Origin of the sequence: Synechococcus sp. RSCCF101, assembly GCF_008807075.1 — a bacterium.
In the GTDB taxonomy this organism is placed as follows: Bacteria; Cyanobacteriota; Cyanobacteriia; order PCC-6307; family Cyanobiaceae; genus RSCCF101.
The window spans coordinates 855,564-868,560 of sequence record NZ_CP035632.1 but is presented as its reverse complement, the minus strand read 5'-3'; the positions used below and the strand labels follow the sequence as shown (position 1 = coordinate 868,560).

General features: G+C 70.4%; 11 protein-coding genes. 8 read left to right on the top strand and 3 right to left on the bottom strand.

Going from position 1 to position 12,997, the window contains the following annotated elements; translation table 11 throughout:
• The first annotated feature begins 8 nt into the window (after positions 1-8).
• Positions 9-1,421, top strand: coding sequence for a glycosyltransferase family 2 protein (locus EVJ50_RS04195; RefSeq protein ID WP_150882500.1), 1,413 nt, complete (start codon positions 9-11; stop codon positions 1,419-1,421).
• Here EVJ50_RS04195 and EVJ50_RS04190 read toward each other — a convergent pair.
• Positions 1,385-2,524, bottom strand: a complete 1,140-nt coding sequence (locus EVJ50_RS04190; protein ID WP_150882499.1) for a metallophosphoesterase — start codon at positions 2,522-2,524, stop codon at positions 1,385-1,387. The two genes, EVJ50_RS04195 and EVJ50_RS04190, sit on opposite strands and share 37 nt — an antisense overlap.
• Before the next feature lie 39 nt (positions 2,525-2,563).
• On the opposite strand from EVJ50_RS04190, the gene EVJ50_RS04185 reads away from it, so the two are divergent.
• The gene (locus EVJ50_RS04185) at positions 2,564-3,541 is read left to right on the top strand and encodes a bile acid:sodium symporter family protein (protein WP_225323077.1); all 978 of its coding nucleotides are present in this window, start codon (positions 2,564-2,566) and stop codon (positions 3,539-3,541) included.
• 16 nt (positions 3,542-3,557) lie between these two features.
• Here EVJ50_RS04185 and EVJ50_RS04180 read toward each other — a convergent pair whose 3' ends face one another.
• Positions 3,558-3,998, bottom strand: a complete 441-nt coding sequence (locus EVJ50_RS04180; protein WP_150882498.1) for a 23S rRNA (pseudouridine(1915)-N(3))-methyltransferase RlmH — start codon at positions 3,996-3,998, stop codon at positions 3,558-3,560.
• A 126-nt stretch (positions 3,999-4,124) separates the two neighbouring features.
• Here EVJ50_RS04180 and EVJ50_RS04175 point away from each other — a divergent pair, with 126 nt between their 5' ends.
• The 4 genes from EVJ50_RS04175 (at position 4,125) to glnT (ending at position 8,202) form a co-directional block, all read left to right on the top strand.
• A complete protein-coding gene (locus EVJ50_RS04175; RefSeq protein WP_150882497.1) occupies positions 4,125-4,661 on the top strand; it encodes a hypothetical protein in 537 nt (178 codons plus the stop codon).
• A gap of 131 nt (positions 4,662-4,792) precedes the next feature.
• Positions 4,793-5,770, top strand: a complete 978-nt coding sequence (locus EVJ50_RS04170) for a fatty acid desaturase (protein ID WP_150882496.1) — start codon at positions 4,793-4,795, stop codon at positions 5,768-5,770.
• The gene (locus EVJ50_RS04165; RefSeq protein WP_150882495.1) at positions 5,767-6,786 is read left to right on the top strand and encodes an alpha/beta fold hydrolase; all 1,020 of its coding nucleotides are present in this window, start codon (positions 5,767-5,769) and stop codon (positions 6,784-6,786) included. Before EVJ50_RS04170 ends, EVJ50_RS04165 begins: the two co-directional genes overlap by 4 nt.
• Positions 6,787-6,897: 111 nt before the next feature.
• A complete protein-coding gene (gene glnT, locus EVJ50_RS04160) occupies positions 6,898-8,202 on the top strand; it encodes a type III glutamate--ammonia ligase (RefSeq protein ID WP_191964866.1) in 1,305 nt (434 codons plus the stop codon).
• 16 nt (positions 8,203-8,218) lie between these two features.
• Here the strand turns inward: glnT and EVJ50_RS04155 are convergent, their stop codons facing one another.
• Positions 8,219-9,637, bottom strand: a complete 1,419-nt coding sequence (locus EVJ50_RS04155) for a cytochrome P450 (RefSeq protein ID WP_150882494.1) — start codon at positions 9,635-9,637, stop codon at positions 8,219-8,221.
• A 74-nt stretch (positions 9,638-9,711) separates the two neighbouring features.
• Between EVJ50_RS04155 and EVJ50_RS04150 the strand changes: the two genes are divergently transcribed.
• Together EVJ50_RS04150 and EVJ50_RS04145 are read left to right on the top strand one after the other, a co-directional pair.
• Complete coding sequence (locus EVJ50_RS04150) at positions 9,712-10,416, top strand: response regulator transcription factor (protein WP_150882493.1); 705 nt, start codon at positions 9,712-9,714, stop codon at positions 10,414-10,416.
• Positions 10,417-10,506: 90 nt separating this feature from the next.
• Complete coding sequence (locus tag EVJ50_RS04145; protein WP_150882492.1) at positions 10,507-12,966, top strand: glycoside hydrolase family 9 protein; 2,460 nt, start codon at positions 10,507-10,509, stop codon at positions 12,964-12,966.
• The last annotated feature ends 31 nt before the right edge of the window (positions 12,967-12,997 follow it).

Genomic DNA, 12,997 nt, shown 5'->3' with positions numbered 1-12,997 from the left:
CATCCGCCATGGTCCAGCTCACGGCAGGCGCCTGGCGCCTCCGATGGCCGCGGCTGCGGGCCCCGGCGTTCTGGCTGCTGCTGGCCGCGGGCATCGGCCTGATGCTGGCCATCAGCCTTGCCGTGCGGTCCGGGCGCGCTGAGCTGCTCGCCGCTCTGCTGGCGGGCTGGATGGCTGTTGACACCGCCGTTCAGGCGGCCCTGATGGCCATCGCCTCGCGGCGGACCCTGGCACCCGGCAGGCCCGGAGCCCTGAGCCGCGCGGCTGCCGAGCCCGGTGCGGACGCGGCGATCACTGCGATCGTTCCGGCCTGGAACGCGGGTGAGGCGCTCCTCACCACCGTGGCCAGCCTGCTGGCGCAGGAGGACGGCCCCGATCTGATTCTCGTGGCCGACGACGGGTCGACCGACGGCAGCATCGGCCGCCTCGCCTCGCACCACGGACTGGATGACGCCGGCCGGCCGGCTGACCCGCTCAACCGATCCCGGGCCCAGTCCCGGCTGCAGCTGCTGCGCACCGGTCACAGCGGCAAGGCCGACACCCTCAATCAGGCCCTGGCGGCGGTGCGGACGCCCTGGCTGATGGTTGTGGATGCCGACACCCGGCCGCTGCCGGGTGCCTGCCGCTCCCTGCGCGAGCGTCTCAGGCGTGATCCGGGCTGCGATGCGGTCGGAGGGGTGCTGGTGCCCGTCTGCGGTCCCGGCCGGCTCGCGCGGTTGTTCTCCTTCTTCCAGCGGCGCGAGTACGTGGGAGGCCAGGCCTTCCGCCTCGCCTGGAGTGCCCTGGATGCCACCCTGCTGATCGCCGGCGCCTGCAGCGCCTTCCGCACCAGCGCGCTCCGACGGGTGGGCGGATTCAGCGTGTCCAGCTGGACCGAGGACTACGAGGTGATGTTCCGCCTCCACGGCGCGGCCCGTCGCCTCGGCCGGCCCCTGAAGGTGGCCGTGGAACCCGGCTTCCTCGCCCGCACCGATGCCCCCGGTGCTCCGCTGCCCTTCCTGCGGCAGCGCCGTCGCTGGGCCGGCGGACTGCTGGAGACCCTGCTCGAGCACCGCACGATGGTGGGCAACCGCCGCTTCGGCGCCCTCGGACTGCTGTCGCTGGCGCGCACCAGCTTCACTCTGCTGCAGCCCCTGCTGCTGCTGCAGCTCCTCACGGTGACGCTGATCACCGCCGGCTCACCCTTCAGCGACCGGCTCTTCTCCCTGCTGCTGCCCGTGCTGCTGCTGCGGCTGCTCTGGAGCGTGATCGCCTCCCTCTGGTCACTGGGGCTCTACCGCGGCTCCGGCTCCGGTCGCGGGAGTTCGGCCGCGGCCATGGTGCTGCACGCGCTGCTGCAGCCCCTCCTCTACGCGCCGCTGCAGCTGCTGGCGGTGGTCTGGGGTCACATCAGCGTGCTGAGGCGCGAGCGCAGCTGGTGATCCGCACGCCAGCGCTGCAGCCGGCTCCCGTTGCGGTCGGTGAGGGAGGGCGGCAGGCCATTGAGCCCAATCACCCGGCCGGTGCTCAGATCGATCGTGGTGGGAAGGGGACGCCCGTCCACCAGGTCGATCACGGTCAGGGTGTGGCGCCCGGCGGCGGAGGTTCCCAGCAGCCGCCTCGGTCCGTTGCCTGCCGCTCCCAGATGCAGGAGATCAAGGCCTCCGGCCCGGGCGGGGTACCAGGCGTGGTGGTGGCCGCTGATGTAGGCCTGCGCGCCTGAGCTCTCGAGCATCGCCAGCAGCGAAGGGCCGCCGTGGAGCACCTCTCCGTCTCTGTCCCGACCCCGGGCCACGGCGTGCAGGGGCAGATGCCCCATCACCAGCCGCGTCCTGGCGCTTCGGGCTTCACCGCGCGTCAGCATCCGGTTGGCCCAGGCGGCCTGCCCATCGGGCAGCCCGGCGCTGGAGGCATCCCAGACGAGCACGGCCAGATCCCCGTGGCGCACGCCATAGGCAAAGGGGAAGGTGCTGCTCTCGAGATAGGTGAGCCCCAGAGCATCGCGGCGGGCGCTCCAGAACCGGAGCGCTTCGGCCCGGTCATCGGGGAAGAGCCAGCCGCCACCGGAGCGAAGCGAGGAGGCATCGTGGTTCCCCATCGCCGGCAGGAAGGGCAGCCCGCGTCGCCGCAGCGGCGACAGCACATCCCGCTCGAAACCGGCCCACATCGCGGCCACTCGGGTGCGGCCCAGCCCCCGCTTCTGCCCCGCCACCATGTCCCCTGCGCAGAGCACCAGATCCACGTCCAGCTCAGGGATCATCGCCACGGCCCGGTGCACGGTGGGGATGTAGCCGGTTGTTCCGTAGGGACCGTTCAGATCGCTGATGCAGGCCAGCCGCAGGCCCCGCTTGCGCGGCAGGGTCGGGAGCGATCGGGCGGTGGTCCGTGCCGGGGCGGCCGCGCGGGTGGGCAGGGCACGGCCCAGGCTCAGGGCGGCAGCGGTGCCGCCCAGCAGCGCCAGGCTGTGGCGCCGGCTCAGAGCGGCGGTCCCTCCGCGCGGCTCCCGCTGCGGCGAGGCGGCTGTTTCGCTCGGCTCCGAATCCATGCCAGCGGCCGGTGGTTGGGGGCATGCTGACGTGCAGCGATGGCGGTCGGCTCGGTGATGGGTGCGGTGCTGGAACGGTTCACGCTCCTGTTCCCCCTCTGGACCGCCCTGGCTCTGGTGCTGTCCCTCTTGGATCCAGGCCTGTTCACGTGGCTGAAGGGCCCGCTCATCACCGCCGCCCTGGGTCTGATCATGCTCGGCATGGGCCTGGGCCTCGAGCTGCGCGATTTCCGCGAGGTGTTCCGCCGGCCCCGGGCGATGGTGATCGGGGTGGCGGCTCAGTTTCTGGTGATGCCCTCCCTGGCCGCTCTGATCGCGTGGGCTCTGCGGCTTCCCGCGCCCCTGGCGGTGGGCCTGGTGCTGGTGGGCTGCAGCCCGGGAGGAACCGCCAGCAACGTGGTGGCCCTCATCGCCCGGGCCGATGTGGCGCTCTCGGTGGTGATGACCACCATGAGCACCGTGCTGGCCGTGGCCCTCACACCCCTGCTCAGCAGCGCACTCGCGGGCCGCTACGTGCCGGTGAATGGCTGGACCCTGCTGCTGAGCGTGGTCCAGGTGGTGCTGCTGCCGCTGGCCGTGGGCCTCTCTCTGAAGGTGTTCTGGCCGCGCACCAGCGAACGGGTGGAGGCGGTGATGCCGCCGCTGGCCGTCATTGCCATCGCCTTGATCGTGGGCAGCATCGTCGGCAGCCAGCGGGAGGCCCTGGCCTCCCGGCTGCTGCCGCTGCTGCTGGCCGGCCTGCTGCTGCATGTGGGCGGCTTTCTGCTCGGCTACCTGATTCCCGCACTGCTGGGCGAGCGCCTGCGGGTGCGCCGCACCGTGAGCATCGAGGTGGGCATGCAGAACTCGGGGCTGGCCGTGGTGCTGGCGCGGGCGGCCTTCCCCGATCCCCTCACCGCGCTGCCGGGGGCCATCTCGGCGGTGATCCATGCCCTGCTGGGTGCCTGTCTGGCCGCGATCTGGCGCGGTGGCTGGTCGCTGCGCGGCTTCCGCCTGCGCTCCTCCCAGGCCCGTTGAGCACGGGACGGCCCCCTCAGGCCCGGTGGTACGGCCCCCCCTCGGCGATGGTCCGGGCTCTGTAGATCTGTTCGATCAGCACCAGCCTGGCCAGATCGTGCGGCAGGGTCATGGCCGAGAGGCTCAGGCAGCAGCTCGCCCGGCTAATCACGGACTCGATCAGGCCATCGGCCCCGCCGATGGCGAAGGCGACCCGATCGCAACCCCAGCGGCTCAGCTGCCGGGAGAAGGCTTCCGAATCCAGGCTCCGGCCGGTTTCACTCAGGGCCACCAGCCGCTCACCGTCGCTCAGCCGGGCCAGAATCTCCCGGCCCTCGCGTTGGGGGGTGCTGTCGCGGATCTCCACCAGCTCCAGGCCAGGCAGACGCCGGTGGTACTGGGCGACGCCGTCAGCCAGCCAGGAGCGCCTGAGGCGGCCCACCGCCAGAATCCGCACTCTCGAGGGCTGGAACACCATCGCTATGGCTGGTTCACCGGTGCTGTGCTCCTCTCAGCCTGCTTGCCCGGGAGGGGGCAGTGATGTTTGCTTAGGCCGTCGGAACGTCGCACAGTTCACAGGGTCGGGATGGAGCAACGGTCAGCCGTGGACGATCGCCTCTTTCCTGCCGCCCTCGATCTGGCCCGGCAGAAGGGGCTGATCAACAGCGACCGCATGCCCGATGCGGAGCACTCCTACAGCACGAAATCGAGCTTTGTGCTGCGCGACGACGACAGCGAGATGATCGCCCGTGTGCCCCTGCGGGCCGTGAGGCGCCTGGCCGATCAGCGCCAGACATTGCTGGTCTCGATCCTCACAGAGATGGAGGACAACCTCGGCCCCTCGCCCAGCAAGGATGCGCAGCGCAGCTACCTGCGCAAGCAGAGCAAGGAGAAACGGGCTGTCGTCTGGGCGATCAGCAGTGGCCGGCGCCTACCGCAGGGCGAACCCTTCACTCGCCGCAAGCTGCTGATCACCCTGCTGCTCTTGCTGCTCGGGGTGATCCCCGGGCTGGTCTACGGCGTGTTCCAGCTCTACCGGGCGAACATGTATGCCCAGAACTTCACGGGCCTGGTGGCGCGCTGGCGGCGGGCCGGCTCGCCGCTGCCCTTTGAGGATCTTTTTGCACTCACCCGCTCCTGAAGGCGCTCCAGCCCGGACTCCGTGGCTACCGCGGCAGGACTGCCTCCCTGATTAGAACGCTCGCAGTGGAGGCTCCCCGGCCCGTCCGGCACGGCAGAGCGCCACGGCTATCCCAATCAGTGGGCAGAGCGATGGATGAGCAGCAACCGACGGAGCGTCGCGGACCGGTGCTACTGAGCCGGGAGCAACTGCGTGATCTCAATGCCGGCTCCGATGGGCCGGCCGCAGTCCGCTGCATCGCTCACCTGCTGGTGATCGGCGCCGGCGGCTGGCTCTGGCGCCAGCCTGATCTGCCCTGGTTGATCCGGCTGCCGGCGCTGCTCTTGAGCGGCATCGCTCTGGCCACCTGCTTCGCCCCGATGCATGAGTGCGGTCACCGCACGGCCTTCCGCAGCCAGATCCTCAACGACAGCGTGGCGTGGGTCTGCGGTCTGCTCAGCTTTTACAACGCCGACTTCTACCGCCGCTACCACCAGTGGCACCACCGCTTCACCCATCAGCCCGGCCGCGATCCGGAGCTTGATGATGTCGTTCCCACCAGCCTGGCGGCCTATCTGCTGCAGCTCAGCGGCTTGCCCTGGTGGGCCGGCAAGGTGCAGACCCACCTGAGCCTGCTGCTGGGCCGCAGCGCAGGCATGCCCTATCTGCCGCCGGAGGCCCTCGGCCCCGTGCGCCGCTCCGTGGCGCTGCAGCTCAGCCTCTATGGCCTGATCGGCGCTGCGTCCTGGTGGAGCCACACCGGACTGCTCTGGTGGAACTGGCTGCTGCCCCTGGCCCTCGGCCAGCCGTTTCTGCGCTTTGTGCTCCTGGCCGAGCACACCGGCTGCGCTTACAACAACGACCCGCTGGCCAACACCCGCACCACCCTCACCCTGGCGCCGCTGCGCTGGCTGATGTGGGAGATGCCCTTCCACGCCGAACACCACCTCTATCCCTCGGTGCCGTTTCATGCGCTGCACCGTCTCCACGCTCTGGTGGCACCGCGTCTGGAGCACTGCGCGCCCGGCTATCTCGCCGTGCACAGAGGGCTGCTGGCCCGGCTCGATCAGCTCGCTCCTCCGGCCGCCGCAGCGGCGGATCCCGTTGCTCCCGCCCTGTCCCGCTCGTGACGGCGGCGGCCGGGACCGGCGACAGGCTTCACTCCCTCGGCCGCTTCCGCTTCGCCTGCGGCCGGGAGCTGGAGCGGGCCGAGCTCCGCTACCGCTGCATCGGCCGGCTGCGCGACGACGGCTCCAATCTCGTGCTGGTGCCCAGCTACTACGGCGGCAGCGCGGCCGACCTGGAGTGGCTGGTGGGGCCGCTGCTCGATCCGCAGCGCCACTGCGTGCTGCTGGTGAACAGCTTCGGCAACGGCCGCAGCAGCAGCCCCGGCAACAGCGCCATGGGCCTGCAGGAGCAGGGCTGGCGGATCCACCACAGCGACAACGTGCGCGCCCAGAGGCGTCTGCTGCAGGAGGTGTTCGGCCTCGAGCGGGTGCCGCTGATCCTGGGCTGGTCGATGGGGGCGCAGCAGGCCTACCAGTGGGCGGTGCAGCAGCCCGAGCGGGTGGAACGGCTGCTCTGCATCGGCGGCACGGCGCGCACCAGCCCCCACAACCGCCTGTTTCTGCTCAGCCTGCGCCAGGCCCTCACCACCGACCCCCACTGGACCGGTGAGGGGTTCACAGCGGAACCGCTGGCGGGGCTGCGCCAGTTCGCCACGATCTACGCCAGCTGGGCGGCCAGCCAGGCCTTCTACCGCGCCGGCGGTCACCTGCAGGCCGGTTGCGACTCCGTGGAGGAGTACGTGGAGCGCTTCTGGCTGCCGCTGTACCGGCGCCACGATCCGCGCAACCTGATCGCCATGCTCGACACCTGGCTCGCCCATGACGTGTCGCAGTGGCGGCATGGCGGGGACCTGGCGGCCGCACTGGCGGGCATCCGCGCCCGGGTGATGGTGGTGGGGTGTGAGCAGGATCTCTACTTTCCGCCCGAGGATCTGGCCGCCGAGGCGGAGCGCATCCCGGGCGCCCGCTACCGCAGTTTCGCCTCGGTTCTGGGGCATCGCGCCGGCAATCCCCGCGAGGCGCCCGAGGAGCAGGGGCAGCTGCGAGAGGCCCTCGAGGTGTTGCTGGCGGGTTGGTGACGTCTGCGCCGTCCGCTGGAACGCCAACCGCTGGACCAGTGACCGCAGCAATGACGACCGCAGCCTGAGCCGGCCGAGGAGAGGCTGGCCGATGCCTCCGTCCGCTGCCCCTTGAGCCGCCTCGAAGCCCTGGCCGACCGCCATGGCATCCGCTTCTTCCTGATCTCCTTCGCCGATGGCTTCGGCGTGCAGCGGGCCAAGCTGGTGCCCCGCAGTGCCATCGCCGCGATGGAGCGGGAGGGCGCCGGCTTTGCGGGCTTCGCCGCCTGGCTGGACATGACGCCCGCCGACCCGGATGTGCTGGCTATCCCGGATCCCGACAGCGCCATGGTGCTGCCCTGGCAGCCGGAGGTGGCCTGGGTGGCGGCCGATCTCCGGGTGGGCGGTGAGACGGTGGACGAGGCGCCGCGGGCGGTGCTGCTGCGGCAGCGGCAGGCGGCGGCGGAGCGAGGCCTGCAGCTGCGCAGCGGGGTGGAGGCGGAATTCTTCCTGCTGGATCCCGAAACGCCCACCGTCGCCGACCGGCGCGACATCCAGGAGAAGCCCTGCTACGACCAGCTGGCCCTGATGCGCCGCTACCCGCTGATCAGCAGCCTGATCGACGGCATGGAGCAGCTGGGCTGGGGCCCCTACCAGGCGGATCACGAGGATGGCAACGGCCAGTTCGAGATCAACTGGAGCTATGCCGACGCCCTGGTCACGGCTGATCGGCATGCCTTCTTCAAGGTGATGGCCAAGACCCTGGCGGAGCAGCAGGGTCTGCGGGCCTGCTTCATGGCCAAACCCGTGGCCGGGCTCACCGGCAACGGCTGTCACTGCCATGTGTCCCTCTGGACCCCTGAGGGCCGCAACCTGTTCCACGACCCCGATGGCGAGCTGGGCCTCTCCCCGCTGGCCTACCGCTTCCTGGCCGGTGTGCTGCACCACACCCCGGCCCTCTGCGCCCTCACCAATCCCTCGGTGAACAGCTACCGGCGCCTGGCCGCTCCCCCCACGCTCTCGGGGGCCACCTGGTCGCCGGGGGGCATCAGCTACAGCGGCAACAACCGCACCCACATGGTGCGCATCCCCGATGACCAGCGCTTCGAGCTGCGTCTGCCCGACGGCTCCGCCAATCCCTATCTGCTCCAGGCCGGGATCCTGGCCGCAGGTCTCGATGGCATCGAGCGGGAGCTGGATCCCGGGTCGCGTCTCGACACCAACAGCTACGTGGACCCCACACCGGTGGGCAGCCAGGTGGCGCCCCTGCCCGGCAGCCTCGGGGAAGCGCTCGAGGCCTTCGGCCGCGATGCGGTGCTGCGGAAGCGGCTGGGTGAGGGGTTCTGCCGCTCCTACGAACGGCTGCGGCGGCGCCAGTGGGAGCGCTCCCAGACCGGTGTGAGCACCTGGGAGCTGGAGCAGGGGCTGGAAGCCTGAGGTCCCCTGAGGTCGTTCAGGGCTCCCGCCGGCTCACCAGCACCCGCAGGCCGTCCCGGGGGGTGGGGCTGGGAATCACCTCCAGGCTCAGGTCCTGATCGGGGGCGAGGGAGAAGCGCAGGCGACGCAGCACGCCCACGGCAAGCAGCCGGATCTCCAGCTCCGCCAGAGCCTTGCCGAGGCAGACCCGCTCGCCGCCGCCGAAGGGCAGCAGCGTCACACCGCTGCCTCCCGGCTCCAGATGGCGCTGGGGCCGGAAGCGATCCAGGTCGATGATGCCGCTGCGTTCCTGGTCGCCGTCGCCGTCCGCCAGCTGATTCGTGGCCGCCAGGCTCACCTGGATCACCTGCCCGGCCGGCACCGCCACCCCCGCCAGGGCGATGGGCTCCTGGCTGCGGCGGAAGAAGCCGCCCACCGGAGGTGTCAGCCGCATGACCTCCCGCACCACCGCGTCCAGCCGCGGTGCCCGGCTGGCGTCGTAGGCGGTCAGGGCCCGCTCCGGCTGCGGAGGCCAGCTCAGGCCCTCGAGCTCCTCGTCCAGCCAGGCCGCGGCCTCAGGCTGCTGCAGCAGCGCCAGCATCAGGCAGCTGAGGGTGGAGGCGGTGGTTTCGTACCCGGCGAAGAGCAGCAGCAGAAGCTGCTCCACCACGTCGTCATCGGTGAGCGACAGGCCGGCCTCATCCAGGCCGCCGCTGAGCAGATCGAGCCCCCCACTCACGGGAGGGCCTCCGGCTGCCACAGCCCGCCGCGCCTGCTCGAGGATCGACTGCAGGCGGCTCAGCAGGCGCACCCGGGCGGCCTGGGCCCGTCGGAACCGGCCGCCGGGCAGGTTCACCGGCGGTGCGAACAGACCGCGCGTCCAGATCTGGAAGTCGGCGAACAGGGCGTCGCGGTCCTCCGGCCCGAGCCCGAGCACCGTGGTGGCGATCACCTGGAAGGCGAAGCGGCGCATCAGAGGGGCCAGGGCCACCGGCTCCCGGCTGCCGGCCTCAGCCGGATCGGCGTTGCGGCTGAGCTCCTCCGCCAGGCCGTCCACCAGCGCGATCAGGGACGGGCTGTAGCGCCGCAGCGCCGCTGTGGTGAAGAGCTGCCCCACCACCCGGCGCCGCGCCCGGTGGGCGTCACCGGTGCGGTTGGCGAGGGACAGGGGGCCGAGCAGCTGGCGAACGCTGCCCGGCCACCAACCGCTCAGGCGATCGCTCTGGGCGAAGAGGTCCTCGATCGCGCGGCCGCCGCGCACGAACACCATCGACTCCCCGAAGAGCACCGTGCGGAACACATCGCCATGTTCCGCGAAGCGGCGATCGGCGAAGCCCGGGTCCCTCAGGAAGGCCAGGCCCTCCAGCAGGCCGCTGCGGGCCGCGGTGGCGGGCAGAGGCTTCAGCGGCACGGCACTGCTCTGGCTCACGATCGCTTGGCGGGACTGGCCGGACATCCTCGTGCGGGCGGGGGCGGAGGCGCGGAATGCCGCCGATAGGATCACGTCAGGGATCAGGCATAACAGGCGCGATGGAGCTGGATCCCCACGCCGAGACCTTCATGGCCCGCAGCGATCTGTTCCGCGTGCTGCTCCGGGATGTGAACCTGCTCTGCTGTCTCTATCCCAGGCTCTTCGCCGTCACCTCGGCCCGGCTGGTGAGCATGGTGCCTTGCACGCGCCGGGTGGAGATCTGCACCAGTGCCGCCGAGGCGCTGGCCTACATCGAGGAGCAGCGCGAGCCGCACGTGGCCGTGGTGAGTGAACACCTGGAGGACGGCAGCGGGCTCGAGCTGATCCGCGCGCTCAAGCGCCACGATCCACCGCTGCGCTGCATGCTGCTGCTCACCCACAACCACCGGGTGATCGTGGATGAGGCCGTGGATTGTGGTGCGGATTGTGTGTTTCTCGAGAGCAGTCTGGGCACGGGCGTTGTCAACCATGCCGTGGAGGCGATGCTCTGCGGCGAGCGCTATCTCGATGAGAATCTGATCCGCCGCTCGCGGCGGGCCTCCTCCGATCCGGAGCCTGCCGGTGGGCGGATGGAGCTCAGCCGAAGGGAGGTGGACGTGCTCAGTCATGTGGGGGAAGGCCTCACCAATCTCGAGATTGCTGAGCGGATGCATCTGGCCCCTTCCACCGTGAGGGATTATCTGCAGTCGTCGATGCGCAAGCTCGGCACGCGCGATCGGGCCTCCTCCGCGGTGGCCGCTTTGCGGGAGGGTTACCTGAACTGAGGCTGTTGCGCCGCCCAGAACCCGACAGATGCACGGTGTTCACGCCCGGCCCATCTGCCGTATGGCTGTCGGAGACGCGATGACAGTCCCATGTCCACGGCATCAGCAACGGCGGTCCAGCTGTTGGCGAATGGTCGGCACAGCACAGACCTGGAGCTTGCGCTGGCCGGTTCCATCTGGTGGGGAGGCTTCACGGCCGAACTCACGCTGATCAATCGCGGTGATGTCCCGATCAACGACTGGACGATCCGCTTCGTGACGCCGCATCGGCTTGAGGGCGATCCCTGGGGAGCGACAGCGCAGGTTGAGCCCGGCGTCGACGGTCTGAACCGGATCCGCCTGAGCGGCAGCGACTGGGCGGCCTCCATCCCCGCCGGCGGGTCGATCCGCATCGGCTTCAACGGCCGGCAGGGGGTCGATCTCGGCGCGGGGGGGAGCCTGAGCCTGAGTGATCTGGTGGCGTCCGGCGTTCCGGAGAATCCCCCTGAGCCTGACCCCATCGAGCCGCAGCCCGGTCCGCCTGCGGATGCCCCACCCGCAGATGCTCCACCGGCAGATGGACCGGCGGCCGCGGCGGATCTGGCCGTGACGGTGGGCGGAACGCGCTGGTGGGATGGCTTCACCGCCGAGCTCACGATCGAGAATCGTTCCGGCCGCGATCTCTCCGGCTGGAGCCTCAGCTTCGACAGCGTTCATTTCATCAGCGACACCCCCTGGGGGGCCTCGCTGCGGTCTGAGGATCTGGGCAACGGCGTGACCCGCTACCACCTGAGCGGCGATGGCTGGGGTGCGGTGCTCCCCGCCGGTCAGGCGGTGACGGTGGGCTTCAACGGTCAACAGGGCCGCTCCATCGGCAACAGCGGTGCTCTGGAGGAGGCCATGCTCTGGTGCCGTGTGGATGGCGCTGCGGCCATCCCCGGTGTGGATCCGTCCCCCCCTCAGGATTCACCTGCTCCGATGGATCCGCCTGCACCGGCAGAACCCCAACCGGTTCCCGATTCACCCTCCGCAGAGCCGCCACCCCCGGGGACTGGCGAGCCTCCTTCAACCGGTGCACCCATCAACGCCGCCGAGGCGCTCCAGCTGTCGCTGCTCTTCTACGAGGCCAACCGCTCCGGCGATCTGGATGAGACGAGCAACCGCATCGACTGGCGCGGCGATTCGGGCCTCACCGATGGCCGCGACGGGGTGTACTTCGGGGGGATGCAGTCTGAGAACCTGCAGCCGGGCCTCAGCCTCGATCTCAGCGGCGGCTATCACGACGCCGGTGATCACGGCAAATTCGGTCTGCCGCTGGCCTCCAGCCTGATGACCCTGGCCTGGGGCGGCCTGGAGTACGCCGACGGCTTCGCTCTGGCCGGCGAGACGGATGCCCTGCTCGAGACGGTCCGCTGGGGCACGGACTATCTGCTGCGGGCCCATGAGCAGAACCCGGACGGCAGCACCCGCTTCCTCGTCGCCCAGGTGGGGGATGTGGCGGCTGATCACGCCCTCTGGAGCGCTCCGGAGACCCAGACCATCCTCCGGCCCGCCCTGGCGATCACCCCCGATCAACCCGGATCGGACCTGGCCGGCATCACCTCGGCGGCTCTCTCCTCCGCCTCGGTGCTGTTCCGGCAGGCCGGTGAGAGCGCCTATGCCGACACCCTCCTCGAGGAGGCCGAAGCCCTCCACGACTTCGCCCACAGCCACCGGGGCCGCTACTCCGATTCCATCCCCGAGGTTCAGGCCTACTACAACTCCTTCAGCGGTGATGAGGACGAGCTCACCCTCTCCTCGGCCTGGCTGGCGCGGGCCCTCGAAGCTGATGGGCAGCCCGGTCATGAGGCCCTGCGGCAGCAGGCCCTGCAGCGCTTTGAGAGCGGGATCGGCGGCCTCAGCGCCGGCTGGACCCACAACTGGGACGACAGCTCCTACGCCGCGGCGGTGCTTCTGGCGCAGGACAGCGAGGATCCGGCCCTGCGCGCCTCGATCGAGACCTGGCTCGACAGCTGGCAGGAGGGCGGCAACGGCGTGCAGCTCACCGAGGGTGGCCTGCGGTTCATCAGCCCCTGGGGTTCGCTGCGCTACATGGCCAACACCGCCCTGCTGGCGGGCATCTATACCGACACGGTGACCGGGGCTAGCACGGGCTACGACCTGCTGGTGAACGACTCGGTTGCCTACATCCTCGGGGACAATCCCCTCGCGATGAGCTACGTGGTCGGCTACGGCGATCGCTTTCCGCTCCAGCCCCATCACCGCGCTGCCTCCGGCGTGGGCTGGGAGGACTTCGAGTCCGATCAGCCCAATCGTCATGTGCTGCATGGTGCCCTGGTGGGCGGTCCCAGTGCCGCCTCCGACACCGTCTATGTGGATCGGCGCAGCGACTACATCAGCAACGAGGTGGCTCTCGATTACAACGCCGGCCTGGTGGGGGCTCTGGCCCGCTCCGTGCAGACCCTCGGCGGCACGCCCCTGAGCGATCAGCAGCTGGATGCCCTGCCTGGGGTGAGCGTGCCTGGGCTGGGAGGAGATGCCTCCTCCGATGGGGTGCTGCTGCCTCTCTGACGCTCCTGTGGGGCCGGTGGGCGGCACCGAT

Excerpts from the sequence above, each read along its gene's own strand:
- EVJ50_RS04190 (WP_150882499.1), bottom strand. The coding sequence starts at position 2,524 with ATGGATTCGGAGCCGAGCGAAACAGCCGCCTCGCCGCAGCGGGAGCCG.
- EVJ50_RS04145 (WP_150882492.1), top strand. The coding sequence starts at position 10,507 with ATGTCCACGGCATCAGCAACGGCGGTCCAGCTGTTGGCGAATGGTCGG.
- EVJ50_RS04180 (WP_150882498.1), bottom strand. The coding sequence starts at position 3,998 with ATGGTGTTCCAGCCCTCGAGAGTGCGGATTCTGGCGGTGGGCCGCCTC.
- EVJ50_RS04195 (WP_150882500.1), top strand. The coding sequence starts at position 9 with ATGGTCCAGCTCACGGCAGGCGCCTGGCGCCTCCGATGGCCGCGGCTG.
- EVJ50_RS04170 (WP_150882496.1), top strand. The coding sequence starts at position 4,793 with ATGGATGAGCAGCAACCGACGGAGCGTCGCGGACCGGTGCTACTGAGC.
- EVJ50_RS04185 (WP_225323077.1), top strand. The coding sequence starts at position 2,564 with ATGGCGGTCGGCTCGGTGATGGGTGCGGTGCTGGAACGGTTCACGCTC.
- EVJ50_RS04155 (WP_150882494.1), bottom strand. The coding sequence starts at position 9,637 with ATGTCCGGCCAGTCCCGCCAAGCGATCGTGAGCCAGAGCAGTGCCGTG.
- EVJ50_RS04150 (WP_150882493.1), top strand. The coding sequence starts at position 9,712 with ATGGAGCTGGATCCCCACGCCGAGACCTTCATGGCCCGCAGCGATCTG.